Genomic DNA, 25,707 nt, shown 5'->3' with positions numbered 1-25,707 from the left:
GTATTCATACCGGTTCCTGCGCCAGGTCGCGCTTGCCGAAACGACGCCCCAGCCGGTCGAAGTACAGGTAGATGACCGGCGTGGTGAATAGCGTCAGCACCTGGCTCACGAGCAGCCCACCCACCATCACCAGGCCCAGGGGTTGGCGCAGTTCGGCGCCGGACCCGGTGGCCAACATCAACGGCACGGCTCCGAACAGGGCCGCCAGCGTGGTCATGAGGATTGGCCGGAACCGCAGCAGCGCGGCCTGGTAGATGGCATCGCGCGGGCTCATGCCCTGGTGACGTTCGGCTTCGAGCGCGAAGTCGATCATCATGATGGCGTTTTTCTTGACGATACCGATCAGCAGGATGATGCCGATGATGGCGATCATGCCCAGGTCGTTGCCACTGATCAACAGCGCCAGCAAGGCGCCCACGGCAGCCGAAGGCAGCGTCGAGAGGATGGTCACCGGGTGGATGTAGCTCTCATAGAGCACACCCAGCACGATGTACATGGTCACCACCGCCGCGAGAATCAGCAGCAAGGTGCTCGACAGAGATGCCTGGAACGCCTGCGCCGCGCCCTGGAACCGGGTCTGGATGCCCAACGGCATGCCGATGTCCTGCTGAACCTGCTCGATCACCTGCACGGCTTTGCCCAGCGAGGCGCCCTGCCCCAGGTTGAATGACAAGGTGACCGCCGGGAACTGACCGATGTGAGAAATGGCCAGCTGCGCCTGGCGCTGCTCGATGCGCGCCAGCGCCGACAGACGCACCTGCCCGCCATCACTGGCCTTGACGTGGATCGACTCCAGTGCCTGGGGACCGATCACGGCCGCGTCTCGCGACTGCAGCACCACCCGGTATTGGCTGGCCTGGGTGTAGATAGTCGAAATCTGCCTCTGGCCGAAGGCATCGTAGAGCGCGTTGGTGATCTGCGACACGCTGATGCCCAGCCGGCTGGCCATGTCCCGGTCGATCACCAGGTACACCTGCAAGCCATTCTCCTGCAGGTCACTGGCCACATCGGCAAGCTCGGGGCGCAGGTTCAGGGCCTGGACCAGTTTGCCACTCCACTGCCCCAGCAGTTCGGCATCGGGCGATGACAATGTGAACTGGTACTGCGTGCGGCTGACCCGGTCCTCGATACTCAAATCCTGCACCGGCTGCATGAACAGGCGGATGCCCACCAGCTTGTCGAGCTGGGGTTGCAAGCGCTTGACGACATCGCTTGCAGTGACATCGCGCTCCCCATGTGGCTTGAGGTTGATGAGCATACGGCCGCTGTTGAGGGTGGCGTTGTCGCCGTCCACGCCAATGTAGGACGAGAGGCTCTGCACGGCAGGGTCCTGCAGGATGACGCGGCTCAGGGCCTGCTGCCGGTCGCTCATGGCCGCGAACGAGGTGGACTGGGGTGCTTCGGAGATGCCCTGAATGACGCCCGTGTCCTGGACCGGGAAGAACCCCTTGGGCACCACCATGTACAGCAGCACCGTCAACGCCAGGCTTGCCACCGCCACCAGCAGGGTCAGGGGCTGGCGCTTGAGTACCCATTGCAGGGCGCTGGCGTAGTGTTTGATCAACCAGTCGATCCAGGCACCGCTGGCCCGGTAGAAACGGCCTTGCTCATCTGGGGTGGGTTCGCGCTTGAGCAGGCGGGCACACATCATCGGCGTCAGGGTCAGCGAGACCACCAGGGAAATCAGGATGGCCACCGCCAGGGTGATGGCGAACTCCCGGAACAGGCGCCCTACTACATCGGCCATGAACAACAGCGGGATCAGTACGGCGATCAGCGAGAAGGTCAGCGAAATCAAGGTAAAGCCAATCTGCCTGGCGCCTTTGAGCGCCGCCTGCAGCGGCGTTTCGCCTTCCTCGATATGCCGTGAAATGTTCTCCAGCATCACGATCGCATCGTCCACCACAAAACCGGTGGCGATGGTCAGCGCCATCAGGGTGAGGTTGTTGATGGAAAACCCTGCCAGGTACATGACGGCGAAGGTGCCGACCAATGACAGCGGCACGGCGATCGAAGGAATGATCGTAGCGCTGACCCGCCGCAGGAACAGGAAGGTGACCATTACCACCAGGGCGATGGCGATCAGCAGTTCATGCTGAACGTCGCGCACGGCGGCGCGGATGGTCTGGGTACGGTCGGTGAGCACGGACACGTCCAGGCCGGCGGGCAGGTTGTCGGTGATCGAGGGCAGCATGTCCTTGATGCGGTCCACCACCTCGATGACGTTGGCACCTGGCTGACGCTGAATATTCAGAAGCACGGCGTGATTCTGGTTGGCCCAGGCCGCCAGCCGTTCGTTTTCCGCGCCGTCGACGATCTGCGCCACATCCTTCAAACGCAGCGGGGCGCCGTTGTTGTAGGCCAGGATGAGGTTGGCGTATTCCTCGGGCGAGCGCAGTTGGTCATTAGCGTCGAGCATCGAGACGCGTGTAGGGCCATCGAAATTGCCCTTGGGCTGGTTGACGTTGGAGGCCCCGATCAGTGTGCGGACATCCTCCAGGTTGAGCCCGTTGGCCGCCAGTGCATCCACGTTGACCTTGATGCGCACAGCCTGGCGCTGGCCCCCTGCGATGCTGACCATGCCCACCCCGCTGGTCTGGGCCAGCTTCTGGGCCACGCGGGTGTCGACCAGATCGTTGAGCTTGGGCAGCGGCATGGTCTTGCTGGAGATGGCCAGCGTCAGCACTGGCGTATCGGCCGGGTTGACCTTGTTATAGACCGGGGGGGCCGGAAGGTCGCTGGGCAGCAGGTTGCTGGCGGCGTTGATCGCGGCCTGCACTTGCTGCTCGGCCACGTCCATGTTCATGTCCAGGTTGAAGCGCAGGGTCAGGACCGACGCGCCCCCTGAACTGGTCGAGGCCATCTGTTCAAGGCCGGGCATCTGGCCGAACTGACGTTCAAGTGGCGCGGTGACGGCACTGGTCATCACCTGGGGGCTTGCCCCGGGGTACAGGGTCATGACGCGAATCGTGGGGTAATCGACCTGCGGCAGCGCGGCGACAGGCAGCATGCGGTAGGCGATCAAACCGGCCAGCACCAAGGCCAGCATGGTCAAGGTCGTTGCGACTGGCCGCAGGATGAACAGGCGCGAGAGGTTCATGCGCCCGCCTTGCCTGCGGTGCTATCAGCCTGGCCCGGCGCATTGCTTTCCTGGCCCTGCAAATGCTGGCCTGGCGTGGTGGGCACCTGGGCGCTGTCATCGACCACTTCCACCTTGGTGCCTTCACGCAGGCGGTCGGTGCCTTCGAGCACCAGGCGATCACCGGCCGCCAGGCCGTCGAGGATCACGCTGTTTTCACCGTCGCTGGGGCCGACCTTCAGCTTGCGCACGTTGACGGTATTTTCGCCGTTGATCACATAGGCGAACGTCCCGTCGTTACCGAACTGAATGGCGGCGGCTGGCGCCAGCACCACCTGCTTGAGCGTATCGGCAAGCAGGCGCACGTTGACGAACTGGTTGGGGAACAGGGCCAGGTCCTTGTTCTCGAAGCGGCCCTTGAACTTGAGGGTGCCAGTGGCAGTGTCGATCTGGTTGTCGATGCTGCCCAGCACGCCGGTGGCCTGCAGCTTGCTGTCGCTCCGATCCCACGCCTCCACAGGCAGGCTGGCGCCGGTGCGATAGCGTTCAAGAACGGTACCCAGTTCGGTTTCCGGCAGCGTGAACGCCACGTTGATCGGCTCGGTCTGGGTGATCACCACCAGCGCTGTGGTGTCGTTGGCGGCCACCAGGTTGCCCAGGTCGAGCTGGCGCAGGCCGACGCGGCCGCTGATCGGCGCGCGAATCTGGGTGAATTCAAGGTTCAGGCGCGCATCGTTGACCTGTGCCTGGTTGGTCTTGACCAGCCCCTGGAACTGGGCCACCTGTGCCTGAGCGGTGTCCAGGGTTTGCTTGGCGATACTGTCCTCGGCATACAGCCCTTTGTAGCGAGCGACGTCGACCTGGGCATTCTTCAGTTGCGCCTGGTTCTGGGCCAGGGTGCCCTCGGCCTGTTGCAGGGCGATGCGGTAGGCACGCGGGTCGATTTCGGCAAGCAAGTCACCGGCCTTTACCTGCTGCCCTTCCTTGAAGTGAATCTTGACCAGCTCACCGCCTACACGGCTGCGCACATTCACGGTATTGGTCGCGGTCACCGTGCCAAGCGCCTTGTAGTAAAGCGGGAAATCGCCCACCCGTGCAGGTTCCACCCTCACCGGGACCGGGTCAGTAGACCCGCCGAAACCGGGCCGCCCGCTTTTGCCGCCCGGCCCTCCAGCAGCCTGGTCGGTGGCTGGCGTGGCAGGCCATAGCCACCAGGCCAGCACTGCGACCAGCAACACGATCAGCAGCGTGACGAGCCAGCGACGGGGAGAACGGGATTTTGGCGCTTGCATGGGTTGAACGAACCTTGTTCGGATTGACGATTCAGGAGGGTGAACGATAAGCACTGTCGACGGCCAAGCAAAGCGCCTTTACCAGAGGTTTACCTTTGCCTGACGTTGCCAAGACCCTGAACTTTAAACGAAAACGGCCCGGAAAAGCGTTCCGGGCCGTTACAGGGTATAGCTTGGAGCGATGGGCAGGCGGAAGGTTCGATCCCTGCCCGGCGCCGTCACTTCAATGCGGCAAGGGCTGCCTCGTAGTCGGGCTCGTCGGCGATTTCAGCTACCAGCTCGCTGTGCAGCACCTTGTCGTGCTCGTCCAGTACCACGACGGCGCGGGCAGCCAGCCCAGCCAAGGGGCCGTCGGCGATGGCCACACCATACTGCTCAAGGAACTCACGGCCACGCATGGTGGACAGGTTCTTGACGTTTTCCAGGCCTTCGGCGCCGCAGAAGCGAGCCTGGGCAAATGGCAGGTCGGCGGAAACGCACAGTACGACAGTGTTGGCCAGGTCATTGGCCTGGGCATTGAACTTGCGCACGGACGTGGCGCAGGTAGGCGTATCGACACTTGGGAAGATGTTCAGCACCTTGCGCTTGCCAGCGAAGTCCTTGAGCGACTTGTCGGCCAGCCCCTCGCCTACCAGGGAAAACGCCGGCGCCTGGGCGCCAACCTGTGGCAGCGAGCCATTGACCTGGACGGGGTTGCCTTTGAGAGTCACTTGAGCCATGACGAAATCCTCGATCTTGGGTTGGGAAAAGGATCACGAGTTAACCATGACGGCCAGCATGTGCCTATGGGGCAAGGTGAATTTGTTGCCGGTGTGGCAACGGCCCGCCCTGGCGCACTTGCCGGGCACCGGGGCGGGCCTGCTGCTGCAGGCTTAGGCCAAGAGGCCGTAGACGACCGAAGTCAGGGCGACCAGGCCGATCACGGTGACGAACACGTTCGACAGCGCCCCGCTGTACTTGCGCATGGCAGGCACGCGGCGAATGGCATACATGGGCATCAGGAACAGCAACACTGCGATGATCGGGCCGCCGAGGGACTCGATCATGCCCAGGATGCTGGGGTTGAGCGTGGCAACGATCCAGCACACCACCAGCATCAGCGCCGCCACCACGCGGTCCAGGGCCTTGGCACCCGGGCGCGCGCCAGTCTTGCCGATGATGCCCTTGAGGCCTTCGCTGGCGCCGATGTAATGGCCCAGGAATGACTTGGCGATAGCGACGAAGGCGATCAAGGGCGCGGCAAAGGCGATGGTCGGGTTGCTGAAATGGTTGGCCAGGTACGACAGGATCGACAGGTTCTGCGCCTTGGCTTCGGCCAGTTGCGCGCTATCGAGGGTCAGCACGCAGCTGAAGACGAAAAACAGCACCATGGCCACCATTAGCAGGTGCGCACGTGCCAGGATCTGGCCGCTGCGCGCGTCTGCATGATCGCCATAGCGGCGTTTCTGGTCGACCGCGAAGGCCGAGATGATAGGGGAATGGTTAAACGAGAACACCATCACCGGGATGGCCAGCCATACCGTATGCAGGAAGGCCGAACCGCTGGGCACCGTGTGGGCGCTGTCAAGAATACCACCGGTCCAGTGCGGGATCAGGTACAGGCCCAGCAGCGCCAGGGCCACGATGAACGGATAGACCAACAGGCTCATGACCTTGACCGTGGCCTGTTCGCCGCAGCGTACGATCGCGAGCAGGCCCAGGATCAGCACAAATGACAGCAGCGCACGGGGTGGAGGCGCGATGTGCAGCTGGTGCTCCATGAAGCTGCTGACGGTATTGGTCAGGGCCACACTGTAAATGAGCAGGATGGGGAAGATGGCAAAGAAGTACAGGACTGTGATCAAGGCGCCAGCCTTGATGCCGAAGTGTTGTTCTACCACGTCGGTGATGTCTGCCCCTTCGCGCCCCGAAAGCACGAACCGGGTCAGCCCGCGGTGGGCGTAGTACGTCATCGGGAAGGCCAGCACCGCCAGCACCAGCAACGGCCAGAACCCGCCAAGGCCGGCATTGATCGGCAGGAAAAGCGTACCTGCGCCAATGGCGGTGCCAAATAGGCCGAGCATCCAGGTGGTGTCCTGCCGGGCCCATTTGCCGAGGCTGGCGGCGGTCGTTTGTTCGTAACGCTGTTCTACGCTTGAGGCCTGCTCATTCATCCGGGTGACGCTCCACTCGCAAGACTGCAACAGGCTGAGAATGACGAAGCGTTGGCTGCGCCCTACTCAACCGGAAAAAGAGGGGCGCGATTGTGCACGGAAAGGTTGCACTTGCGAAGCCTTTTTCGGAGGGGCGGTTGCACTTGTCTGTACAAGCGGTAGGTGCAGCCGGGCGGCCCAGCACGCTCCGCGTGGAGAAGGCCCTGGCTGGCACAGGCGTCCGTGAGCACGGAATGCGGAAATGGAAAGGCAATCGCCGAAGCCACAGGGCGGCCTCGGCGAGGGTTGCTGCAAAACGTCAAGCCTGGGGTGCTTACTGATGTACAGCCGCGAAGGCCTCGGCAACCCGCTGCAGGTTCGCCGGCCGCAGGCCTGACATGCACACGCGGCCACTGTCGATCAGGTAAACGCCAAACTCATCGCGCAAACGGCGCACCTGCTCCACGCTAAAGCCGGTGTAACTGAACATGCCCCGCTGACGCAGCAGGAACTGGAAATCACGCCCCGGCAGCAGCACACCCAGCGCATCGACCAGCGCCTGGCGCATGTCCAGGATGCGGGTGCGCATCACCTCTACTTCCGCAGCCCACTGGGCATTGAGGGCGGGATCGTTGAGCACGCCTGCGACCAGTTGGGCGCCGAAGTTGGGCGGGCTGGAATAATTGCGGCGCACGGTGGCCTTCAGCTGGCCGAGCACGCTCTGCGCCGTGGCTGCATCGTCGCAAACCACCGACAGGCCGCCCACACGCTCCCCATATAGGGAGAAGATCTTGGAGAACGAGTTGCTGACCAGGCATGGCACGCCTGCGCTGGCCATCTCGCGGATGGCGAACACGTCTTCGACCAGACCCTGGGCAAACCCTTGGTAGGCGATGTCCAGGAAGGCGATCAACTGGCGGGCCTTGACCACCTCTACCACTTGCTGCCACTGGCCCTGATCCAGGTCGGCACCCGTCGGGTTGTGGCAGCAGGGGTGCAGCAGCACCACACTGTTGGCAGGCAAAGTGTGCAACGTGGCAAGCATGCCCTCGAAGTCCACGCCACGGGTGGCCTGGTCGAAGTACGGGTAGGTGTTAACGGTGAAACCTGCACCCTCGAAGATGGCGCGATGGTTGTCCCAGGTAGGGTTGCTGACCCAGACTTGCGCCTGCGGGAAATAACGCTTGAGGAAGTCGGCACCGACCTTCAGGGCCCCGGAACCACCGACGGTCTGCACCGTCGCCACGCGACCGCCAGCAACCGCCGGATGGTCGGCACCGAACAGCAGGGCCTGAATGGCCTGGCGGTAGCTGGCAAGGCCTTCCATCGGCAGGTACAGCGAAGCATCGTGATCCTGACCTGCGATGCGCTTTTCCACTGCATCCACTGCAGCGAGCTGCGGCACTACTCCGGCTTCGTCGTAGTAAAGGCCGATGCTCAGGTTGACTTTGTCGGCGCGCGGATCGGCCTTGAAGGTTTCCATCAACGAGAGGATCGGGTCGCCGGCGTAGGCTTCGACATGTTTGAACACAGCGTGCAGCTCCTTGGGATCAGGGCGAGTCAAAAAGGCAGCCAAGAGCATACCCGTACTGGCTGGGAATGGGCACCAACTATCGTGCAAGGGGGATATGCAACACTGCATGATCGGGCGCGGGTCCGCCTACCCTGCCCGGCCGCGATCAGGTGAGCAGATCGCGCAACGCCTGCAGGGCACTGGCGGTGATCGCCACCCCTTCGCGCTGCGCCCGCTCACGCTCCAAGTGCCGCCGCGCACCTGGCATGCGGCTGACACCGGCCGCCTCCATTTGCTCCAGCAGCAGGCGACTGCGCTGGGCGAACCGTTGACCTTGTGCAACCTGCGGGTCGATGACGATCAGCAACTGCCCCGTCCACGGCGTCTTGGCCCCGGGATGGCCGGACCAGTCGAACTCCCACGAAAAATGCCCGCCGGTGAGTGCAGCTGCCAGCAGCTCTACCATCATCGACAGGGCTGAGCCCTTGTGCCCGCCGAACGGAAGCAGGGCACCGCCGTCCAGGATCTTGGCCGGGTCCTGAGTCACCTGGCCCTGCCCGTCCACGCCTACCCCCAGGGCCACTGCCTCCCCGGCGCGGGCTGCCAGCTGCACATCGCCATGGGCCATCGCGCTGGTCGCCATGTCGAATACGATGGGCGGATGCCCTTCGCAGGGCGCAGCGAAGGCGATCGGGTTGGTCCCGAATACCGGCTTGCGTGCACCGTGAGGTACGACGCAGGTCATGCTGTTGACCACGCTCAGGGCAACCAGGCCCTGTTCGGCGAACGGTTCCACGTCCGGCCACAATGCGGCGAAATGGTGGGAATTGTAGATGGCCAGCACTGCGATCCCAGCAGCACGCGCCTTGGCTACCATCAAGTCCCGGGCAGCCGCCAGTGCAGGCTGCGCAAAACCACCCCGCGCATCGACGCTAATGTAGCCGGCCGCCAGATCACTGATCTCGGGCGTAGCCTTGCCGTCCACCCAACCGCTGGCCAAGGTCGAGACGTAGCCGGGCATGCGGAACACGCCATGGCTATGGGCGCCATCACGCTCGGCGCTGGCACAGTTGGCGGCCAGAACCCGAGCCACTGCCGGTGTGCAGCCATGTCGTTCGAAGATCGACTCAAGCAAGGCTTTGAGCTCAGCAAAGGGAACATGCACGACGGGCTCGCGGGTGGGAATGGCCATCAAACTATCCTTCTTCTGATCATGGAGGGTTGAGCTGCACCGCAACAGCTCAGCAGACTAACCCACGCATGCTGGCAGGGCCACGCGATCCGGTCAGATCAACCTCACAACCTCAACGGCTAGCACATGAAACCCGTGGATCATTGCGCCGCTGCAATGAGTCGACTGCGTCGTTAAGTATTATTGACCCTCGCCCCAGCCAAACCCACGCCGGCGCTGACTTATAGCCCGGTCGACCCCGCAATCCGGGCTTAGAGACCGGCTGCAGCCGTTTGACATATCAAACGGCTCTGGCAATCTAACACCAAGTCCCGACCGACATCGTCGACGCCGACGAGTCGGCAGTGCTCGGGGCCCCAGGTTGCACCAGCGCCGCGCGCCTTGCACCTGCACAACAACGACAGGTTCAACCTGTCCCAAGGTGACATATGTCCAACAGCAACATTGGCAACAAGCAACCTTCCCTGCGCAAACCCATCGTTCTGATGACCATGGGTACCCAAGAGCGCAAAGGCCATGACTACCAAGTCATGACCCACAAATACATCACCCCGCTGGTCGACTTCGCCGATTGCGTCCCGGTCCTGGTGCCCACCTGCTGTGGCACCGAGGCACTGGAGACCTACCTGGACATGGCCGACGGCGTGTACTTGACGGGTGCGGGCAGCAACATCGACCCAGCGCTGTATGGCCAGGAGAACGAGACCCCGGGCAAGGGCCAGGACAAGAACCGCGACCTGTTCGACATTCCGCTGGTCAAGGCCGCAATCAAGCGCGGCCTGCCCATCTTCGGCGTGTGCCGGGGCATGCAGGAAATCAACGTGGCGCTGGGCGGGGACATCTATCAGAAGGTCTACGCCGAGCCTGGCTTCAATGATCACCGCGAAAACCCGGAAGACCCTGTCGAGGTGCAGTACGCGCAGGCCCACAGCGTGAAGATCAAGCCCGGTAGCTGGCTGCGCGACACCCTTGGCACGGATGAGATTCGCGTCAACTCCCTGCACGGCCAAGGGCTGCGCAACCTGGGCAAGGGCATCGAAGCTATTGCCCACGCCGAAGACGGGCTCGTCGAGGCCATTCATGCCCCGAGCCTTTCGCCCTTTCTCTTTGCCGTGCAATGGCACCCAGAGTGGCAAGCTGCCAAGAATCCTGATTCGATCAAGATCTTCCAGGCGTTTGGCGATGCGTGTAGAGCGCACGTGCGCAAGGTACAGGGCAAGCCTCAACAGGCTGCCTGATCACTCGCACGCATGCGAGCAGTAAAGCATGGGGCGGCGCAAGGCCGCCCCAGTCGTTTGTGGATGCAACTGCCTAACCCTAGAGATACGATGACCTGACAGCAGAACCCGCTGTCCACGGCCCCTGCCGCACGCTATCACCCCGCCATGGCGAGTCATCGACGCCACCCTTAAATCAGCCCGACCAAAAAAACCTCCCTAAGGGACTGGTCTTGAAAGAGGTTGTACGATAACTTACCTCACATACACCGCATCACTCCCACCCAAGCGTCTGGATGCCTATAACAATGAACCCACAAGAACTGAAATCCATCCTCTCCCACGGCTTGCTGTCGTTTCCTGTCACCGACTTCGATGCGCAGGGCGATTTCAATCAGGCCGGCTACATCAAACGCCTGGAATGGTTGGCCCCATACGGCGCAAGTGCGCTGTTCGCCGCCGGGGGTACGGGCGAATTCTTCTCCCTGGCTGCCAGCGAATACAGCCAGGTCATCAAGACAGCGGTGGACACCTGCGCCACGTCGGTACCTATCCTGGCGGGCGTTGGTGGTGCAACCCGCCAGGCCATCGAGTATGCGCAGCAAGCCGAGCGCCTGGGTGCCAAGGGGTTGCTGTTGCTGCCGCACTACCTCACCGAAGCCAGCCAGGATGGCGTCGCCGCCCATGTAGAGGCCGTGTGCCAGTCGGTCAACATCGGGGTGGTGGTCTATAACCGCAACGTCTGTCGCCTCAACGCCACCTTGCTCGAACAATTGGCCGAGCGGTGCCCGAACCTGATCGGCTACAAGGACGGCTTGGGTGACATTGAACTGATGGTGTCGATCCGCCGCCGGCTGGGTGAGCGTTTCAGCTACCTGGGCGGGCTACCGACTGCCGAAGTTTACGCTGCGGCGTACAAAGCGCTGGGCGTGCCGGTGTATTCATCGGCGGTATTCAACTTCATCCCCAAGACCGCCATGGACTTCTACCACGCCATTGCCCGGGACGATCATGCCACCGTGGCCAAGCTGATCGACGACTTCTTCCTGCCCTACCTGGACATTCGTAACCGCAAGGCCGGTTACGCCGTCAGCATCGTCAAGGCGGGTGCCCGCATTGCCGGCCATGATGCAGGCCCGGTTCGTGCCCCACTGACCGACCTGAGCCCCGATGAGTACGAAATGCTTGCGGCCCTGATGGACAAGATGGGGCCGCAGTAAACCCTCGCGGCGCCTGCCAGCGCCGCGTCCGGAGTGGGCTCGTCTTACTCCGGCATAAATCGAAGACCCCGCACAACAATAACTAGTGGGAGTACTACCAGCATGCAAGCGACGAAGAAAACGCATGTGCGCTACCTGATCCTGTTCATGCTGTTCGTGGTGACCACGATCAACTACGCCGACCGCGCAACCATCGCCATTGCAGGGTCGAGCCTGCAAAAAGACCTGGGCATCGACGCCGTCACCCTGGGCTACATATTCTCGGCCTTCGGCTGGGCCTATGTGGCCGGACAGATCCCCGGCGGATGGTTGCTCGATCGCTTCGGCTCAAAAAACGTCTATGCATTCAGCATCTTCACCTGGTCACTGTTCACCTTGCTGCAAGGCTTCGTCGGCGGCCTGCCGGTGGCCTGGGCAGTGGTCACTCTGTTTACCCTGCGTTTTCTGGTCGGTTTTGCCGAAGCGCCGTCGTTCCCCGGCAACGCCCGCATCGTCGCCGCCTGGTTTCCGACCCAGGAGCGCGGCACGGCCTCGGCGATCTTCAACTCGGCGCAGTATTTTGCCACTGCCCTGTTCGCACCGCTGATGGGCTGGATCGTGTTCAGCTTCGGCTGGGAGCATGTGTTCGTGGTCATGGGCGTGCTGGGCATCCTTTTCTCGATCATATGGCTCAAGACCATCTACAACCCCCGCCAGCACCCGCGTATCAGCCCCGCCGAGCTTGAACACATCGAGCAGAACGGCGGCTTGGTGGACATGGACCACAAGCGCGGCAACGACGGGCCCAAGTGGGGCTACATCAAGCAATTGCTGACCAGCCGCATGCTCCTGGGTGTGTACCTTGGCCAGTACTGCATCAACGCCATCACCTACTTCTTCCTGACCTGGTTCCCGGTGTACCTGGTTCAGGAACGGGGCATGACCATCCTCAAAGCAGGGTTCATCGCTTCGCTGCCAGCCATCTGTGGCTTCATCGGTGGGGTACTGGGCGGCGTGATCTCGGACTGGCTGCTGCGCCGCGGCCATTCGCTGACCTTCTCGCGCAAACTGCCCATCGTGTGCGGCCTGATGTTGTCCACCACCATGGTGTTCTGCAACTACGTCGATGCCGAATGGATGGTGGTGGGCTTCATGACCCTCGCTTTCTTCGGCAAAGGCATAGGTGCGTTGGGCTGGGCAGTGGTGGCCGACACCTCCCCCAAGCAGATCGCCGGCCTGTCCGGCGGGCTGTTCAATACCTTCGGCAACATCGCCTCGATCACAACGCCTATCGTGATTGGCTACATCATCAGCGCCACCGGCTCGTTCAAGTGGGCGCTGGTCTATGTGGGCGCCAACGCGCTGGTGGCAGTACTGAGCTACCTGGTGATCGTCGGCCCCATCAAGCGAATCGAGCTGCGCGAAGAGTCGCCTGAGTCCAAGCCGGCGTCAGTGCCGGATGCCCAGCTTGCCAGCCCGCGTCACTGATTGAGCACGTGCGCACGGACTAGCCCGTGCGCACGCACGTACAAAAGCCTGAGAACCTGAACAATAGGGCCCGAACATGCAGCTGATCGAACATTCCGAATCGCCGCGCTACATCCGCCTGCACGAGGACGACAATGTCGTGGTGGTGGTCAATGACGGCGGCCTGGGCGAAGGGGCCCGGTTCGTCGACGGGCTGACCCTGGTAGAAGACGTGCCGCAGAGCCACAAGGTGGCCACCGTGCCTATCCCCAAGGGCCAAGCGGTTCGACGCTATGGCCAGGTGATCGGTTATGCCCTTGAGGACCTGCGCCAGGGCAGTTGGGTGCAGGAGGGGCAGCTGGCCATGCCCGCCCCGCCTGAGCTGGACAATCTGCCATGCTGCGATGCAGTTCCCCAGCCACAACCGCCGCTGCAGGGCCATACCTTCGAAGGCTATCGCAATGCCGACGGCACGGTTGGCACTCGTAATATCCTGGGTATCACCACCACCGTGCAATGCGTCACTGGGGTGCTGGAGCATGCCGTCAAGCGCATCCGCCACGAGCTGCTGCCGCGCTATCGGAATGTGGACGATGTGGTCGCCCTCACCCACAGCTACGGCTGCGGCGTGGCCATCAATGCCCGCGATGCCTATATCCCCATCCGCACCGTGCGCAACCTGGCGCGCAACCCCAACCTGGGTGGCGAAGCGCTGGTCATCAGCCTGGGTTGTGAAAAACTGCAGGCCAGCCAGGTGATGCACGACGACGACCCCTCGGTCGACCTCAGCGAGCCCTGGCTGTATCGCCTGCAGGACGCAAGCCTGGGCTTCACTGAGATGATCGAGCAGATCATGGCCCTGGCCGAAACCCGCCTGAAGAAACTCGACAAGCGCAGGCGCGAGACCGTGCCGGCCAGTGAGTTGATCCTGGGCATGCAGTGCGGCGGCAGCGATGCCTTCTCGGGCATCACCGCCAACCCGGCACTTGGCTACGCGGCAGACCTGCTCGTGCGGGCCGGTGCAACGGTGCTGTTCTCAGAAGTGACCGAGGTGCGCGACGCCATCTACATGCTTACCTCCCGCGCCCAGGACCGGCAGGTGGCCGATGCGCTGGTACGCGAAATGGACTGGTACGACCGCTACCTGCACCAGGGCGCTGCCGATCGCAGCGCCAATACCACGCCAGGCAACAAGAAAGGCGGCTTGTCGAACATTGTCGAGAAAGCACTGGGCTCGATCGTCAAGTCAGGCAGCGGCGCCATTCAAGGTGTGCTCGGGCCAGGGGAACGGGTGAGCGGCAAGGGGCTTATCTTCTGTGCCACCCCTGCCAGCGACTTCGTCTGCGGCACCCTGCAGCTGGCCGCCGGGATGAACCTGCATGTGTTCACTACCGGCCGCGGTACGCCCTATGGCCTGGCGATGGCGCCGGTAGTGAAGGTGTGCACCCGCACCGAGCTGGCGCAGCGCTGGCCGGACCTCATCGACATTGACGCCGGGCGCATCGCCACGGGCCGCAGCACCATCGAGGAGCTGGGCTGGGAGCTATTCCACTTCTACCTGGACGTGGCCAGCGGGCGCAATCACACCTGGGCCGAGCAACACCGCCTGCATAACGACATCACCCTGTTCAATCCCGCACCCATTACCTGATCCCTTGTCCTTGAGGAGTTCCAGATGCCAGAGATTCTTGGCCACAACTTCATCGCCAGCCAGCGCAGCGCAGCCGGCACGCAGCGCCTGCAAAGCCTGGATGCCACCACTGGCGAGCCCCTGCCCTATAGCTTCGCACAAGCCACCGAGGGCGAGGTGACCGAGGCGGCCGAGGCCGCACAGGCCGCCTTCGCAGGGTTTCGCCAATTGCCACCGGCACGCCGCGCCGAGTTTCTGGACGCCATTGCCGCGGAGCTCGATGCGCTCGACGATGCCTTCGTGGCGATCGTGTGCCGTGAAACCGCCTTACCGACAGCTCGGATCCAGGGTGAGCGCGGCAGGACCAGTGGTCAGATGCGCCTGTTTGCTCAGGTGCTGCGCCGAGGCGACTATCTGGGTGCGCGCATCGACCTGGCCCAACCAGACCGTAAGCCGCTGCCGCGGGTGGACCTGCGACAGATGCGCATCGGCGTTGGTCCTGTAGCGGTGTTCGGCGCTAGCAACTTCCCCCTGGCCTTCTCTACCGCCGGTGGTGACACCGCTGCTGCACTGGCTGCCGGTTGCCCGGTGGTATTCAAGGCGCACAGCGGCCATATGGCCACCGCCGACCTGGTCGGTTGTGCCATCGAACGCGCGGTCGCCCGTACCGGCATGCCCAAAGGTGTGTTCAACATGGTGTTCGGGGCAGGCGTGGGTGAGCCATTGGTCAAGCATCCGGCCATCCAGGCAGTGGGCTTCACCGGCTCGCTCAAAGGTGGCGATGCCCTGTGCCGCATGGCCGCCGAGCGCCCCCAGCCGATCCCGGTGTTTGCCGAAATGTCGAGCATCAACCCGGTGATTGTCCTGCCCGGGGCGCTGGCCAAGCGCGGCGAAGCCATTGCGCGTGAACTGGCAGGCTCCGTTTGCATGGGGGCTGGGCAGTTCTGCACCAACCCGGGGTTGGTGATAGGCCTGCAATCGTCCGCTTTCAGCCAATTCCTCGAAGACTTGGGCACCCATCTGGACCAACAGGCCGGCCAGACCATGCTCAATGCAGGTGGCCTGCGAAGCTATGTCAGTGGGCTGGATCACCTTCACGCCCATGACGGCATCGTGCACCTGGCCGGCCAGCCGCAGACAGGCCCCCAGGCACGTGCACAACTGTTCAAAGCCGAGGCCCGCCTGCTAGTGGCGTCCGACCCGCTTTTGCAGGAAGAAGTCTTCGGTCCGACGACAGTAGCGGTGCAAGCGCGCGACGAGGAACAACTGCGCAGCGCCCTGCAGGGCCTGAGAGGCCAACTGACCGCGACGCTGATCGGCGAGCCGGAAGACTTTGCTGCGTTCGCCTGGTTGGTACCGCTGCTTGAGGAAAAGGTCGGCCGCATCCTGGTCAACGGCTATCCAACAGGTGTGGAAGTATGCGATGCCATGGTCCACGGCGGCCCGTACCCCGCCACCTCGGACGCTCGGGGCACGTCTGTCGGCACGTTGGCCATCGACCGATTCCTGCGGCCGGTGTGCTACCAGAACTACCCCCAGGCGCTGCTGCCCGAGCCGCTGCGCGACAGCAATCCGCTGGGGTTGCGCCGGTTGGTCAATGGCCAGTGGAGTGAAGAAGCGCTCCAAGGTAGATCTTGAGTCGTTAGCCGGGATGAGGGACACCCGGAGGCTGGGGCGGTTAGGTCACGCCCCGCTCACCTGCGCCCGCTCATGGGCTTGGCGCAGCCGCTCCCGACTGTTGCTCAGGTGCATGCGCATGGCCATCTTCGCCCCTTCACTGTCCTGGCGAGCAATCGCCTCATAGATCGCTTCGTGCTCATGCATCAACCGGCTCATGTAGTGGGGCTGGTCGTCGTGGGCCAGGCGAGCAGAGTTGAGGCGGGTTCGAGGGATGATGCTGGTGCCCAGGTGGTTGATGATGTCGGCGAAATAGTGATTACCGCTGGCCTGGGCAATGCGCAGGTGGAATTGAAAGTCCGCGGACACTGCGTCGGTAGCATGGGCTGCTTGTTCATTTAGCTCATCGAGGGCTGCACGCATCCCGGCCAGCTCTTCATCGCTGCGTCGCTGAGCCGCCAGGCTGGCCGATTCGATTTCGAGGGCGATGCGCAGCTCCAGTACCGCAAGTACTTCGCGCAGCGTCACCACCGTGGCCGGGTCGATGCGCAGCCCCCCGACCGGCGGAGCGTCCAGCACGAAGGTACCGATACCGTGACGGGTCTCCACCTGCCCGGCGGCTTGCAAGCGCGAGATCGCCTCACGCACGACCGTGCGGCTGACCCCTTCCTCAGCCATGATCTGCGATTCGGTCGGCAGCTTGTCACCGCGCTTGAGTTGACCACTGCGGATGCGTTCGGTCAGCACTGTGACAAGTTCCTGGGCCAGGCTGCGCGGCTTGCGCCTGGCCCGTGGCGGTGGTTGTAGATCTGACATGCCCTGGGCTTCACCTTGAAAGACAGCCGCCATGATAGCGCAGGCAGTTGTACGATCACATACGGCTGCAACGCTATCGGTGCTGGCACTATCACCACACCGTTTGTTAAGGTCCGGGCTTTCCACGGAAGGATGCCTGCATGAAATTGCTCGACCGATCACTGCTCAACTGTGGCTTGCTCATTCCATTGTGGCTAGCTCTGGGCGTCACACTGACCGCCATGGCCTACCCCGGCTACGATCATCTGCAATTGGCCATGAGCCAGCTTGGCGCCGTCGGTGCCCCAACCCATCATCTTTCCCCGCTGGTGAACAATTTCCCATTAGCATTATTGTTCGCCTTGTTCGCCTGGGGCATTGCCCGGCGCTGGCGCGGCTCCCGGCTGGCCATGGTCAGTGCAGTGCTGTTGTTGCTGCACGCCGTTGGCAGCTTGGGCACGGGATGGTTCGCCTGCGACCAGGGCTGCGCGCCTGAACAGCCTTCCACGTCGCAGCAGTTGCACAACCTGTCCGGGCTGTTGATGTTCTTGTCCTTGACCCTCGCCAGTGCCCTGTGGATCTGGCTTGGCGCCCGCATCGCGCACTCGCGCGCCCTGGCGGTCTTCTCGCTGGCCTGTACCCTTGGGGCACTTGTCACAGTCGGGTTCATGGGCCAGGCCATGCAGAGCGGCGAATTGTTCGGGCTTTACCAGCGCCTCAATTATGGGGTGGGCGTGCTGTGGGTAGCGGCTATTGCCTGGTACAGCCTGCGCGAACATGCCAGCACAGGCGCCAAAGCTGCGCTGGCCTGAAGGCAAACTGCTGGCCCCCGGCTTTGGAAGGAGGAGGCAAACTTCCTTCTCCTTCAGAAGCTTAGGACAGGAACATGCGAGTAATTCTAGCAATCACGACGGGCTGCCTGCTGGCTACGGCAGGTATCGGCGCCAACGCCCGACCTTTGACTCAGAACGATCGCCAAGCCTGCAAGTGGGGCGCGCAGATTGCAGCCCAGGCTCAGCAGGCCAAGCTGTCTGGGGTCACGCTGTATACCGCACGCAAGAAGCTGCAGGCACGCAAGTTCGCCAAGCCGTGGATGCGCATGACCGCCTTCGGCATTACCGAGCAGACCTATAACAGTCGCTCGAGGCTCTCACCTGCTGCCATCAGCAAAACCTACCAGGAGCAATGTGTGCAACATGCGCTGGCACGCAGATAGCTATACATATCAACTAGTTACTAAACATAGTTGATAAAAAATATTAGCAACTACCCTTCCCGCCATGCTTGGTTCAGCCATTTCGAACCTTGCGTTGAATGGCCCAGTCGGGTATCAACGGGCCAGCCCTTCGCCTTAACAGCCGGTCAAGGTCGTCGCGCGACGCTCCCCTGCAAAGAACGCAGGGCGCAGCCGCACCCCGATCACGTTGCCCAGGTAGGCGGCGATCAGCCATAGCCAGCCGTGCAGGCTCCCTGAAGCGATACCGCTGAAATAAGCGCCGATATTGCAGCCGTAGGCCAGGCGCGAGCCGTAGCCCAGCAACAGGCCGCCGATGACGGCGGCAATCAATGACGGCAGCGGGATCTTCAGGCTTGGCGCAAAACGCCCGGCAAGGCCTGCTGCAAGCAACGCCCCCACCACGATGCCCAGGTCCATGACGGTGGTCACATCCTGCCAGACCGGCGAAGCCAATGCTTTGGCATTTGCCGGTGCCTGCCAGAACACCCAGCTGCTCACCTGAACACCCAGGCTGTCCAGCACCTTGGCGCCCCATAAGGCGAAGGCTGAGGTGATGCCCCAGGGCCGTCCAGCCAAGGCCAGGGTGGCATAGTTGAGCACGGCCAACGCGACGGCGCCCCAGAGCAACGGCCAGGGGCCTCGCACAAAGCGTTGCAGACCTGCCCGGTCATGCTGCTCGGGCTGTTCAAGCCTGCCGTGGCGGCGCTTTTCCAGGTGCACAGTGACCCAGGCGATCAGGCCGAACACGCCCAGGCTCACCAGCAAGGCAGGTACCAGGCCCCATGCCTGCACGATTGAGGTCGCAGGCAAGGATGGCAAGGCAAACCACCAGTCGGCGTGGTGCGTGGCGGTCACGGAACCGATGATGAAGAACAGCAGGGTTACCAGCATGCGGGCATTGCCGCCGCCAACGGTGAACAAGGTGCCCGACGCGCAGCCGCCCCCCAGTTGCATGCCGATGCCGAAGATGAAAGCCCCGAACACGACGGACACCCCGGCCGGTGCCACAAGGCCCGTCACGGGTGTGCCGAACAGGTTGCCGGCTGCAAGCGCCGGGAAGAACAGCAGTACGGCCAGCGCCAGCATGACCATCTGCGCACGCAAGCCGGCGCCGCGCCGCTCATTGATGAACACGCGCCAGGCAGAGGTGAAGCCGAAGGCCGCGTGATACAACGTCAGGCCCAGCGCAGCCCCCAGCAGCAGAAGCAGGACCTGCCTGAAGCCTGCATTGACATCCAGGAACCAAGCGCCAGCTATCAGTAGACCCAACGCGACAAGGGGTGCGCCCAGACGGCGCGGTTCAGGTGAAACGGTAGCGGAAAGACCCATCGAAATACTCGGAAAAAATCGAACAGGTGCGCAGTATAACGGCAACCACCGGTGAGGTCGTGTAGTGCCGCCAGCAGTGCAGGCGCGCATTTGTTAGGCTTGGCCCCTGCCCCCTTATGGATCAGACGCCCGAACCATGGATCAATTGCGCCGAATCGACCTGAACCTGCTGCTGGCCCTGCACGCCCTGCTTACCGAGCGGCATGTAACACGCGCCGCCATTCGCCTGCACCGCAGCCAGCCGGCCGTCAGCCATGCGCTGGCGCAGTTGCGCGATCATTTCGATGATCCTCTGCTGGTACGTCAGGGTGGCACGATGACGCTCACCGCGCGGGCTCAGGCGTTGGCCCAACCGCTGGAGGACGCATTGGCCAATCTGGAGGGGCTGCTGAGCACGCCGCAATTCGATGCTACGCAGGCCCGGCGACGCTTCCGTCTCTCGCTGTCGGACTATGCAGCACGGATCATCCTGCCACCTCTACTGCGCCATGTGCGGCGCGTTGCCCCGGGCATCGACCTGGCGGTCAGCCAGGCCAGTCGCGAGGCAATGGTGGCTCAGTTGCTCGATGGAGAACTGGACCTGGCGCTGGGGGTCTTTCCGGAATTACCTCAAGGCATCACCGCCCAGTCACTGTTTGCCGATCGCTTCGTAAGCGTGGCTGACCATCAGACGCTGCCGGCCAGGGGCGAATTGAGCTTGAGCCAGTGGTTGGCGCGCCCCCATGTGCTGGTGGCTACGCGCCCCGACGCCTTCGATGAGATTGACCGTGCACTGGCCTCCCAAGGTCAGCGCCGGCACATTGCCCTGGCGCTGCCGCACTGGAGCGCAGCCGTAGAAGTAGTGAAAGATACCGACCTGATTCTGACCGTAGCGCGACGGGCCCTCGCCCCGCTGCCTGCCCATGGGGGGCTGTGTGAGTTCGTCCCTCCGCTGCCTTTGGACAGCATCGATTACCGGCAAGCCTGGCACAGCCGCAAGCAGGGTGATGCAGGGCATCGCTGGCTGCGCGAGACGGTGCTGGCATGCTGTCAGCCAGAGGTATGATCGTGGCTTGAGCGCTCCACCGCGGGCTCGCTTTTGCTGGGGGTACTGGTGGCCCACTGACCCTGCACCAACCACACGCCGGCCAGGATCATCACAAGCCCGAAAATTCGCGCCAGCCCCAAGGGCCTGCCAGGCAGGTTCATGATGGCAAAATGATCAGCAACCACCGCCGTAACGATCTGCCCTGCCACCACCAGCACCAGAAAGCCTGCCGCGCCAAGCTTGGGCGTCAGCGCCGCCGCCCCTGCCACATACAGGGCGCCCAGCACACCGCCGATCCAGAGCCACCATGGGCCTTGCATGGCCTTGCCGATGTCAGGCGCAGGTACCCGCAACACCAGCAGCGCTGCAATGACAACCACGGCGCTGACGGCAAGCGATGCGAAGGCGCCCCACAGCCAGTGGCCAAGGGCCCTGCCCGCAGCGGCATTGCCCGCCGCTTGAAACGGCAGAACCGCGCCTGCAATCAATGCCAAAACAATGGGTAACAGCACTATCATCAGGGATTTACTGAACATTACCGTTCTCGCTAAACAGGACGGGGTTCAGCATGAGGCTATTGACGCCTCGCATGGAAATCGAAAGCTGAGATGGAAACTATTCGTGTGGCGAATAGCGAATCTGCGTGGCTACGCCAAGGCGTAATCGCCGTGATCCTAGAGAGTAAGCCATAGGGGCGGACAGTCCCGCCCCTGCAGCCGATTGCATCAGTTGCGCGTCACCCGCCAGACGGTGTTGGCCAGATCGTCCGCAATGATCAATGCCCCACGCGGATCGACTGTCACACCCACTGGACGCCCACGCGTCTTGCCATCTTCACCTCGAAAGCCGGTGGCGAAATCGATGGGCTCGCCTGCCGGCTTGCCGTTGCTGAACGGCACGAAGATGACCTTGTAGCCAACCGGGTTCGGCCTGTTCCAGCTGCCGTGCTCGCCCACGAACACCCCCTCGGCAAAGCCTTGGCCCATGGCGGCCGTTGAGAAGTCGACACCCAGCGCCGCGACATGCGACCCCAGGCTGTAGTCGGGCTTGATCGCCGCAGCTACTTTGTCAGGATTCTGCGGCCGCACTCGGTCGTCGACGTTCTGCCCCCAGTAGCTGTAGGGCCAGCCGTAAAAGCCGCCCTCACGCACGGACGTCAGGTAGTCGGGGACCAGGTCTGGGCCCAGTTCGTCGCGCTCGTTGACCACTGTCCAGAGCTGCCCGGTACCCGGCTGGATAGCCAGTGCAGTGGGGTTGCGCAGCCCGGTGGCGTAGGGCCGATGTGCGCCCGTCTGGGCATCGACTTCCCATACCATCGCACGGTCGATCTCGACCTCAAGGCCGCGCTCGGTGATGTTGCTGTTCGAACCGATGCCGACATAGAGGAAGCGGCCGTCCGGGCTGATGGTCAGGGCTTTGGTCCAGTGGTGGTTGACCTCGGCCGGCAGGTCGGTGAGCTTGACCGGCGGGCCGTCGGCCTTTGTCTGGCCGTCGCGGTAGTCGAAGCGCACCAGCGCATCCTGATTGGCCACGTACAACTTGCCATCGGCAAATGCCAGGCCATAAGGCGCATTCAGGTTCTCGGCAAAGACGGTCTGCAGCTCATACTTGCCATCACCATCGGCATCGCGCAACAGGGTCAGGCGGTTGCCGCCCTTGACCTGGGTATTGCCCTTGGCCTTGATCTGGCTGGCGATCACATCCTTGGGCTTGAGTTTGGCAGCGCTGCCGCCCCGCCCTTCGGCCACCAGGATGTCGCCATTGGGAAGCACCAGGCTCTGACGCGGGATCTTCAAGTCGGTCGCGATGGCCGTGATGCTGAAACCGTCGGGCACGGTCGGCTTTTGCTGCCCCCAGGCCACCGGCTCGGCGATCTTCATGCTGGGCAGCAGACCGCGCTGGGGCTCGGGCAGCTTCGGGTCAGGCCCACGGGCCTGGGTGGGGTCACCCTCACCGCCGCAAGCCGCCAGCAACAGCGAAAGGGACAACAAGCTCACAGCGTGCAGCGCTCTCATGCTTCACCTCCCGAACGCAGGTTGCTCAAGCCAAGCCATGCCGTCACCACAGCGAGCACGGTCACGATCACCGACAGTACCAGCCCGGACGGCATCACAGCCCAGGCGTCCTTGGCATGCTCGAAGGCGTTGACCAACCCCAGCACCCACGTCACCAGCAAGAGCAAGAAGTAAAGGGTTGGCCGCCCGGTCTTGTGTCGAGCGCTGATCAGGTTGGCCAGGGCGAACAGCAGGGCCAGCCCGCAGAACACCAACCCGCCTGCGATCAGCCAGGCGGCAAAGTTGCTCCATTGGATCTGGTAGCTGTTGTAGTAGGCAATGTCACTAATCATTGCCCCCAGGAACAGTGGCACGGTGCCCGCCAACAATAATGCATGCAGCGGGCCGGGTCTGCAGCGGTACAGGGTAGGGTCGGAAACGGTCACGGTGCCTCCTTTTCGTTCAGTGACCGGGGCCGACGAGAGACGGCCCGCGGGGATACGCAGGGTGCGCCTAGCAAATGAGCACCTTGACGAGCCGATAGTTCAGCCATACATAGCTGAAATATCCTGCAAAAAACCCCGAACCGCTGCCCTTCGTGGCATACGCGGCCTATCCAGGCCCGCATGCCTGCCAGACGTCAGGCCAGTCGCGCCCGAGCGGCGTGCAGCTTCTTGTAGCTGTCGATCAGACGCAGGTGGCGATCCAGCCCTTCGAGCTTCATGCTGGTCGGGGTCAGGCCGTGGAAGCGCACGCTTCCCTCGATCGAGCCCAGCACCGCATCCATGCGCGGGCTGCCGAACATGCGGCGGAAATTGACTTCGTAGTCGGCCATGTCCAGTTCATCGTCCAATTGCACTTCCAATGCCACATTAAGCGCCTGGTAGAACAGCCCCCGTTCCACGGTGTTGTCGTTGAACTGAAGAAACGCCTCGACCAGCTCTTTGGCCTCCTCGAAGCGCTGCACGGCTAGGCAGATGAGCAGCTTGAGCTCAAGGATGGTCAGTTGCCCCCATACCGTGTTGTCGTCGAATTCAACGCCAATCAGCGTGGTGATGGTGGTGTAGTCATCGACATCGCAATTGTCCAGGCGTTTGAGCAGCAGCTTGAGCGAGCGATTGTCCAGGCGGTGCAGGTTGAGGATGTCGGCGCGGAAAGAAAGCGCCCGGTTGGTGTTGTCCCAGATCAGGTCCTCGACCGGGTAGATTTCCGAATAGCCTGGCACCAGGATTCGGCAGGCGATTGCCCCGAGGTTGTCGTACACGGCCATGTAGACCTCTTTGCCAAGGTCTTCGAGGATGCCGAACAAGGTGGCTGCCTCCTGCGCATTGGCACCTTCGCCCTGGGCAGTGAAATCCCAATCGACGAACTCGAAGTCAGCCTTGGCGCTGAAGAAGCGCCACGACACAACACCGCTGGAGTCGATGAAATGCTCGACGAAATTGTTCGGCTCGGTCAGGGCGTGGCTTTCGAAGGTGGGCTGTGGCAGGTCGTTCAAACCTTCGAAGCTGCGGCCCTGCAGCAGTTCGGTCAAGCTGCGCTCCAAGGCCACCTCAAGGCTTGGGTGCGCACCGAACGAAGCGAACACACCACCGGTGCGCGGGTTCATCAGGGTGACGCACATCACCGGGAATTCGCCACCCAGCGAGGCGTCCTTGACCAGTACTGGGAAGCCCTGCTCCTCCAGCCCCTGGATACCCGCGACGATGGACGGATAGCGGGCCAGCACCTCGGCGGGAACGTCCGGCAGGCACAGCTCGCCTTCGAGGATTTCACGCTTGACCGCACGCTCGAAGATTTCGGACAAGCACTGCACCTGCGCTTCGGCCAGCGTGTTGCCCGCGCTCATGCCGTTGCTCAGGAACAGGTTCTCGATCAGGTTCGACGGGAAGTACACCACCTGCTGGTCTGATTGGCGCACGAACGGCAGCGAACAGATGCCCCGGGCGGTGTTGCCCGAGTTGGTGTCGTACAGGTGCGAGCCGCGCAGTTCGCCATCGGGGTTATAGATGGCCAGGCAATGCGCGTCGAGGATTTCGTCAGGCAGGGCATCCCGAGGGCCGGGCTTGAACCACTGTTCGTCCGGGTAGTGCACGAACGCCGCATTGGCCAGCTCCTCTCCCCAGAACTGATCGTTGTAGAAGAAATTGCAGTTCAGCCGCTCGATGAATTCGCCCAGGGCAGACGCCAGCGCCGCTTCTTTGGTAGCGCCCTTGCCATTGGTGAAGCACATGGGCGACTGCGCATCGCGCACATGCAACGACCAGACGTTGGGCACGATATTGCGCCACGAAGCAATTTCGATCTTCATGCCGAGGTCGGCCAGGATGCCGGACATGTTGGCAATCGTCTGTTCCAGTGGCAGGTCCTTGCCAGGGATACGGGTGCTGGTTTCGGCCACCGGCATGAGCAAACCCTGGGCATCGGCATCGAGGTTGTCGACCACCTCGATCACGAATTGCGGACCGGTCTGCACCACCTTCTTGACCGTGCAGCGCTCGATCGAACGCAAGATGCCCTGGCGGTCCTTGTCGGTGATGTCTTCCGGCAGCTCCACCTGGATCTTGAACACCTGGTTGTAGCGGTTCTCGGGGTCGACGATGTTGTTCTGCGACAGGCGTATGTTTTCGGTGGGAATGCCGCGTGTCTGGCAGTAGAGCTTGACGAAGTAAGCCGCGCACAGCGCCGAGGACGCCAGGAAATAGTCGAATGGCCCAGGGGCCGAGCCATCGCCCTTGTAGCGGATCGGTTGATCGGCGATCACCGTGAAGTCATCGAACTTGGCTTCGAGACGGAGATTGTCGAGAAAATTGACCTTGATTTCCATGCGGGTTTACCGTGATTTTAAGCGTGCAAAACACAATGGTCGGCATTATCCGGTTTTTCACAGCGGAAATCCTCCCCGACCGGCATGCGCGTCAATGGCGGCCTCGCGCTTGCGCATTCCGGGGAAATCCTTGCCTGATCCTCTGTATCTGCACAGCCTG

20 protein-coding genes are annotated in these 25,707 nt (G+C 62.7%); 8 read left to right on the top strand and 12 right to left on the bottom strand.

The features are described from left to right. Positions 1-4 precede the first annotated feature (4 nt). The 6 genes from FS777_RS13300 to FS777_RS13275 all read right to left on the bottom strand — a co-directional run bounded on the left by FS777_RS13300 (position 5) and on the right by FS777_RS13275 (position 9,208). Positions 5-3,100 (bottom strand): MdtB/MuxB family multidrug efflux RND transporter permease subunit, encoded by a 3,096-nt coding sequence (locus FS777_RS13300; protein WP_145255940.1) that lies wholly within the window; start codon positions 3,098-3,100, stop codon positions 5-7. Beyond that, entirely contained in the window at positions 3,097-4,371 is a 1,275-nt protein-coding gene (locus FS777_RS13295; protein WP_058638330.1) for an MdtA/MuxA family multidrug efflux RND transporter periplasmic adaptor subunit, read from the bottom strand. Before FS777_RS13295 ends, FS777_RS13300 begins: the two co-directional genes overlap by 4 nt. 218 nt (positions 4,372-4,589) lie before the next feature. Beyond that, positions 4,590-5,090 (bottom strand): thiol peroxidase, encoded by a 501-nt coding sequence (tpx, locus tag FS777_RS13290; protein WP_058638331.1) that lies wholly within the window; start codon positions 5,088-5,090, stop codon positions 4,590-4,592. A gap of 153 nt (positions 5,091-5,243) precedes the next feature. Beyond that, entirely contained in the window at positions 5,244-6,524 is a 1,281-nt protein-coding gene (locus FS777_RS13285) for a serine/threonine transporter (protein ID WP_078478533.1), read from the bottom strand. A 313-nt stretch (positions 6,525-6,837) separates the two neighbouring features. Further along, positions 6,838-8,034 carry an amino acid aminotransferase gene (locus FS777_RS13280; protein ID WP_078478532.1) on the bottom strand — a complete coding sequence of 399 codons (1,197 nt, stop codon included), beginning with the start codon at positions 8,032-8,034 and terminating at the stop codon, positions 6,838-6,840. 148 nt (positions 8,035-8,182) lie between these two features. Beyond that, entirely contained in the window at positions 8,183-9,208 is a 1,026-nt protein-coding gene (locus FS777_RS13275) for an Ldh family oxidoreductase (RefSeq protein WP_078478531.1), read from the bottom strand. 428 nt (positions 9,209-9,636) lie between these two features. Between FS777_RS13275 and FS777_RS13270 the strand changes: the two genes are divergently transcribed. From FS777_RS13270 to FS777_RS13250, 5 genes are all read left to right on the top strand, one after another. Continuing rightward, positions 9,637-10,446: a gamma-glutamyl-gamma-aminobutyrate hydrolase family protein gene (locus FS777_RS13270; RefSeq protein WP_058605392.1), complete on the top strand. Its 810-nt coding sequence runs from the start codon at positions 9,637-9,639 to the stop codon at positions 10,444-10,446. A gap of 287 nt (positions 10,447-10,733) precedes the next feature. Then, positions 10,734-11,645, top strand: coding sequence for a 5-dehydro-4-deoxyglucarate dehydratase (kdgD, locus tag FS777_RS13265; RefSeq protein WP_078478530.1), 912 nt, complete (start codon positions 10,734-10,736; stop codon positions 11,643-11,645). 102 nt (positions 11,646-11,747) lie between these two features. Further along, positions 11,748-13,112, top strand: coding sequence for an MFS transporter (locus FS777_RS13260; protein WP_058638335.1), 1,365 nt, complete (start codon positions 11,748-11,750; stop codon positions 13,110-13,112). Positions 13,113-13,188: 76 nt separating this feature from the next. Then, positions 13,189-14,742, top strand: a complete 1,554-nt coding sequence (gene garD, locus FS777_RS13255; RefSeq protein ID WP_145255937.1) for a galactarate dehydratase — start codon at positions 13,189-13,191, stop codon at positions 14,740-14,742. A 24-nt stretch (positions 14,743-14,766) separates the two neighbouring features. Beyond that, a complete protein-coding gene (locus FS777_RS13250) occupies positions 14,767-16,359 on the top strand; it encodes an aldehyde dehydrogenase (NADP(+)) (RefSeq protein ID WP_078478528.1) in 1,593 nt (530 codons plus the stop codon). Between the two features lie 45 nt (positions 16,360-16,404). Here FS777_RS13250 and FS777_RS13245 read toward each other — a convergent pair whose 3' ends face one another. Further along, the gene (locus tag FS777_RS13245) at positions 16,405-17,154 is read right to left on the bottom strand and encodes a FadR/GntR family transcriptional regulator (RefSeq protein WP_058638384.1); all 750 of its coding nucleotides are present in this window, start codon (positions 17,152-17,154) and stop codon (positions 16,405-16,407) included. A gap of 140 nt (positions 17,155-17,294) precedes the next feature. Between FS777_RS13245 and FS777_RS13240 the strand changes: the two genes are divergently transcribed. Together FS777_RS13240 and FS777_RS13235 are read left to right on the top strand one after the other, a co-directional pair. Further along, positions 17,295-17,945: a DUF998 domain-containing protein gene (locus FS777_RS13240; RefSeq protein WP_058638338.1), complete on the top strand. Its 651-nt coding sequence runs from the start codon at positions 17,295-17,297 to the stop codon at positions 17,943-17,945. Positions 17,946-18,019: 74 nt separating this feature from the next. After that, a complete protein-coding gene (locus FS777_RS13235) occupies positions 18,020-18,349 on the top strand; it encodes a hypothetical protein (RefSeq protein ID WP_145255934.1) in 330 nt (109 codons plus the stop codon). A 135-nt stretch (positions 18,350-18,484) separates the two neighbouring features. On the opposite strand, the gene FS777_RS13230 is transcribed toward FS777_RS13235, so the two are convergent. After that, a complete protein-coding gene (locus FS777_RS13230; protein WP_078478525.1) occupies positions 18,485-19,699 on the bottom strand; it encodes a YeeE/YedE family protein in 1,215 nt (404 codons plus the stop codon). 136 nt (positions 19,700-19,835) lie between these two features. Between FS777_RS13230 and FS777_RS13225 the strand changes: the two genes are divergently transcribed. Then, positions 19,836-20,744, top strand: coding sequence for a LysR family transcriptional regulator (locus FS777_RS13225; protein ID WP_145255931.1), 909 nt, complete (start codon positions 19,836-19,838; stop codon positions 20,742-20,744). On the opposite strand, the gene FS777_RS13220 is transcribed toward FS777_RS13225, so the two are convergent. The 4 genes from FS777_RS13220 to FS777_RS13205 form a co-directional block, all read right to left on the bottom strand. Continuing rightward, on the bottom strand, positions 20,729-21,262 hold the full coding sequence (locus tag FS777_RS13220; protein ID WP_145255928.1) for a DMT family transporter: 534 nt from the start codon (positions 21,260-21,262) through the stop codon (positions 20,729-20,731). The two genes, FS777_RS13225 and FS777_RS13220, sit on opposite strands and share 16 nt — an antisense overlap. A 189-nt stretch (positions 21,263-21,451) precedes the next feature. Beyond that, positions 21,452-22,741: a sorbosone dehydrogenase family protein gene (locus FS777_RS13215; RefSeq protein ID WP_078478523.1), complete on the bottom strand. Its 1,290-nt coding sequence runs from the start codon at positions 22,739-22,741 to the stop codon at positions 21,452-21,454. Beyond that, positions 22,738-23,166 (bottom strand): DUF2231 domain-containing protein, encoded by a 429-nt coding sequence (locus FS777_RS13210; protein ID WP_058638343.1) that lies wholly within the window; start codon positions 23,164-23,166, stop codon positions 22,738-22,740. The genes FS777_RS13215 and FS777_RS13210 overlap by 4 nt, the downstream gene beginning before the upstream one ends. 194 nt (positions 23,167-23,360) lie before the next feature. Further along, a complete protein-coding gene (locus FS777_RS13205) occupies positions 23,361-25,547 on the bottom strand; it encodes an OsmC domain/YcaO domain-containing protein (RefSeq protein ID WP_145255924.1) in 2,187 nt (728 codons plus the stop codon). Positions 25,548-25,707: the final 160 nt, after the last annotated feature.

The organism is Pseudomonas sp. DE0157, assembly GCF_007678615.1.
Lineage (GTDB): Bacteria > Pseudomonadota > Gammaproteobacteria > Pseudomonadales > Pseudomonadaceae > Aquipseudomonas > Aquipseudomonas parafulva_B.
This window is presented reverse-complemented; position numbering and strand designations above follow the sequence as displayed.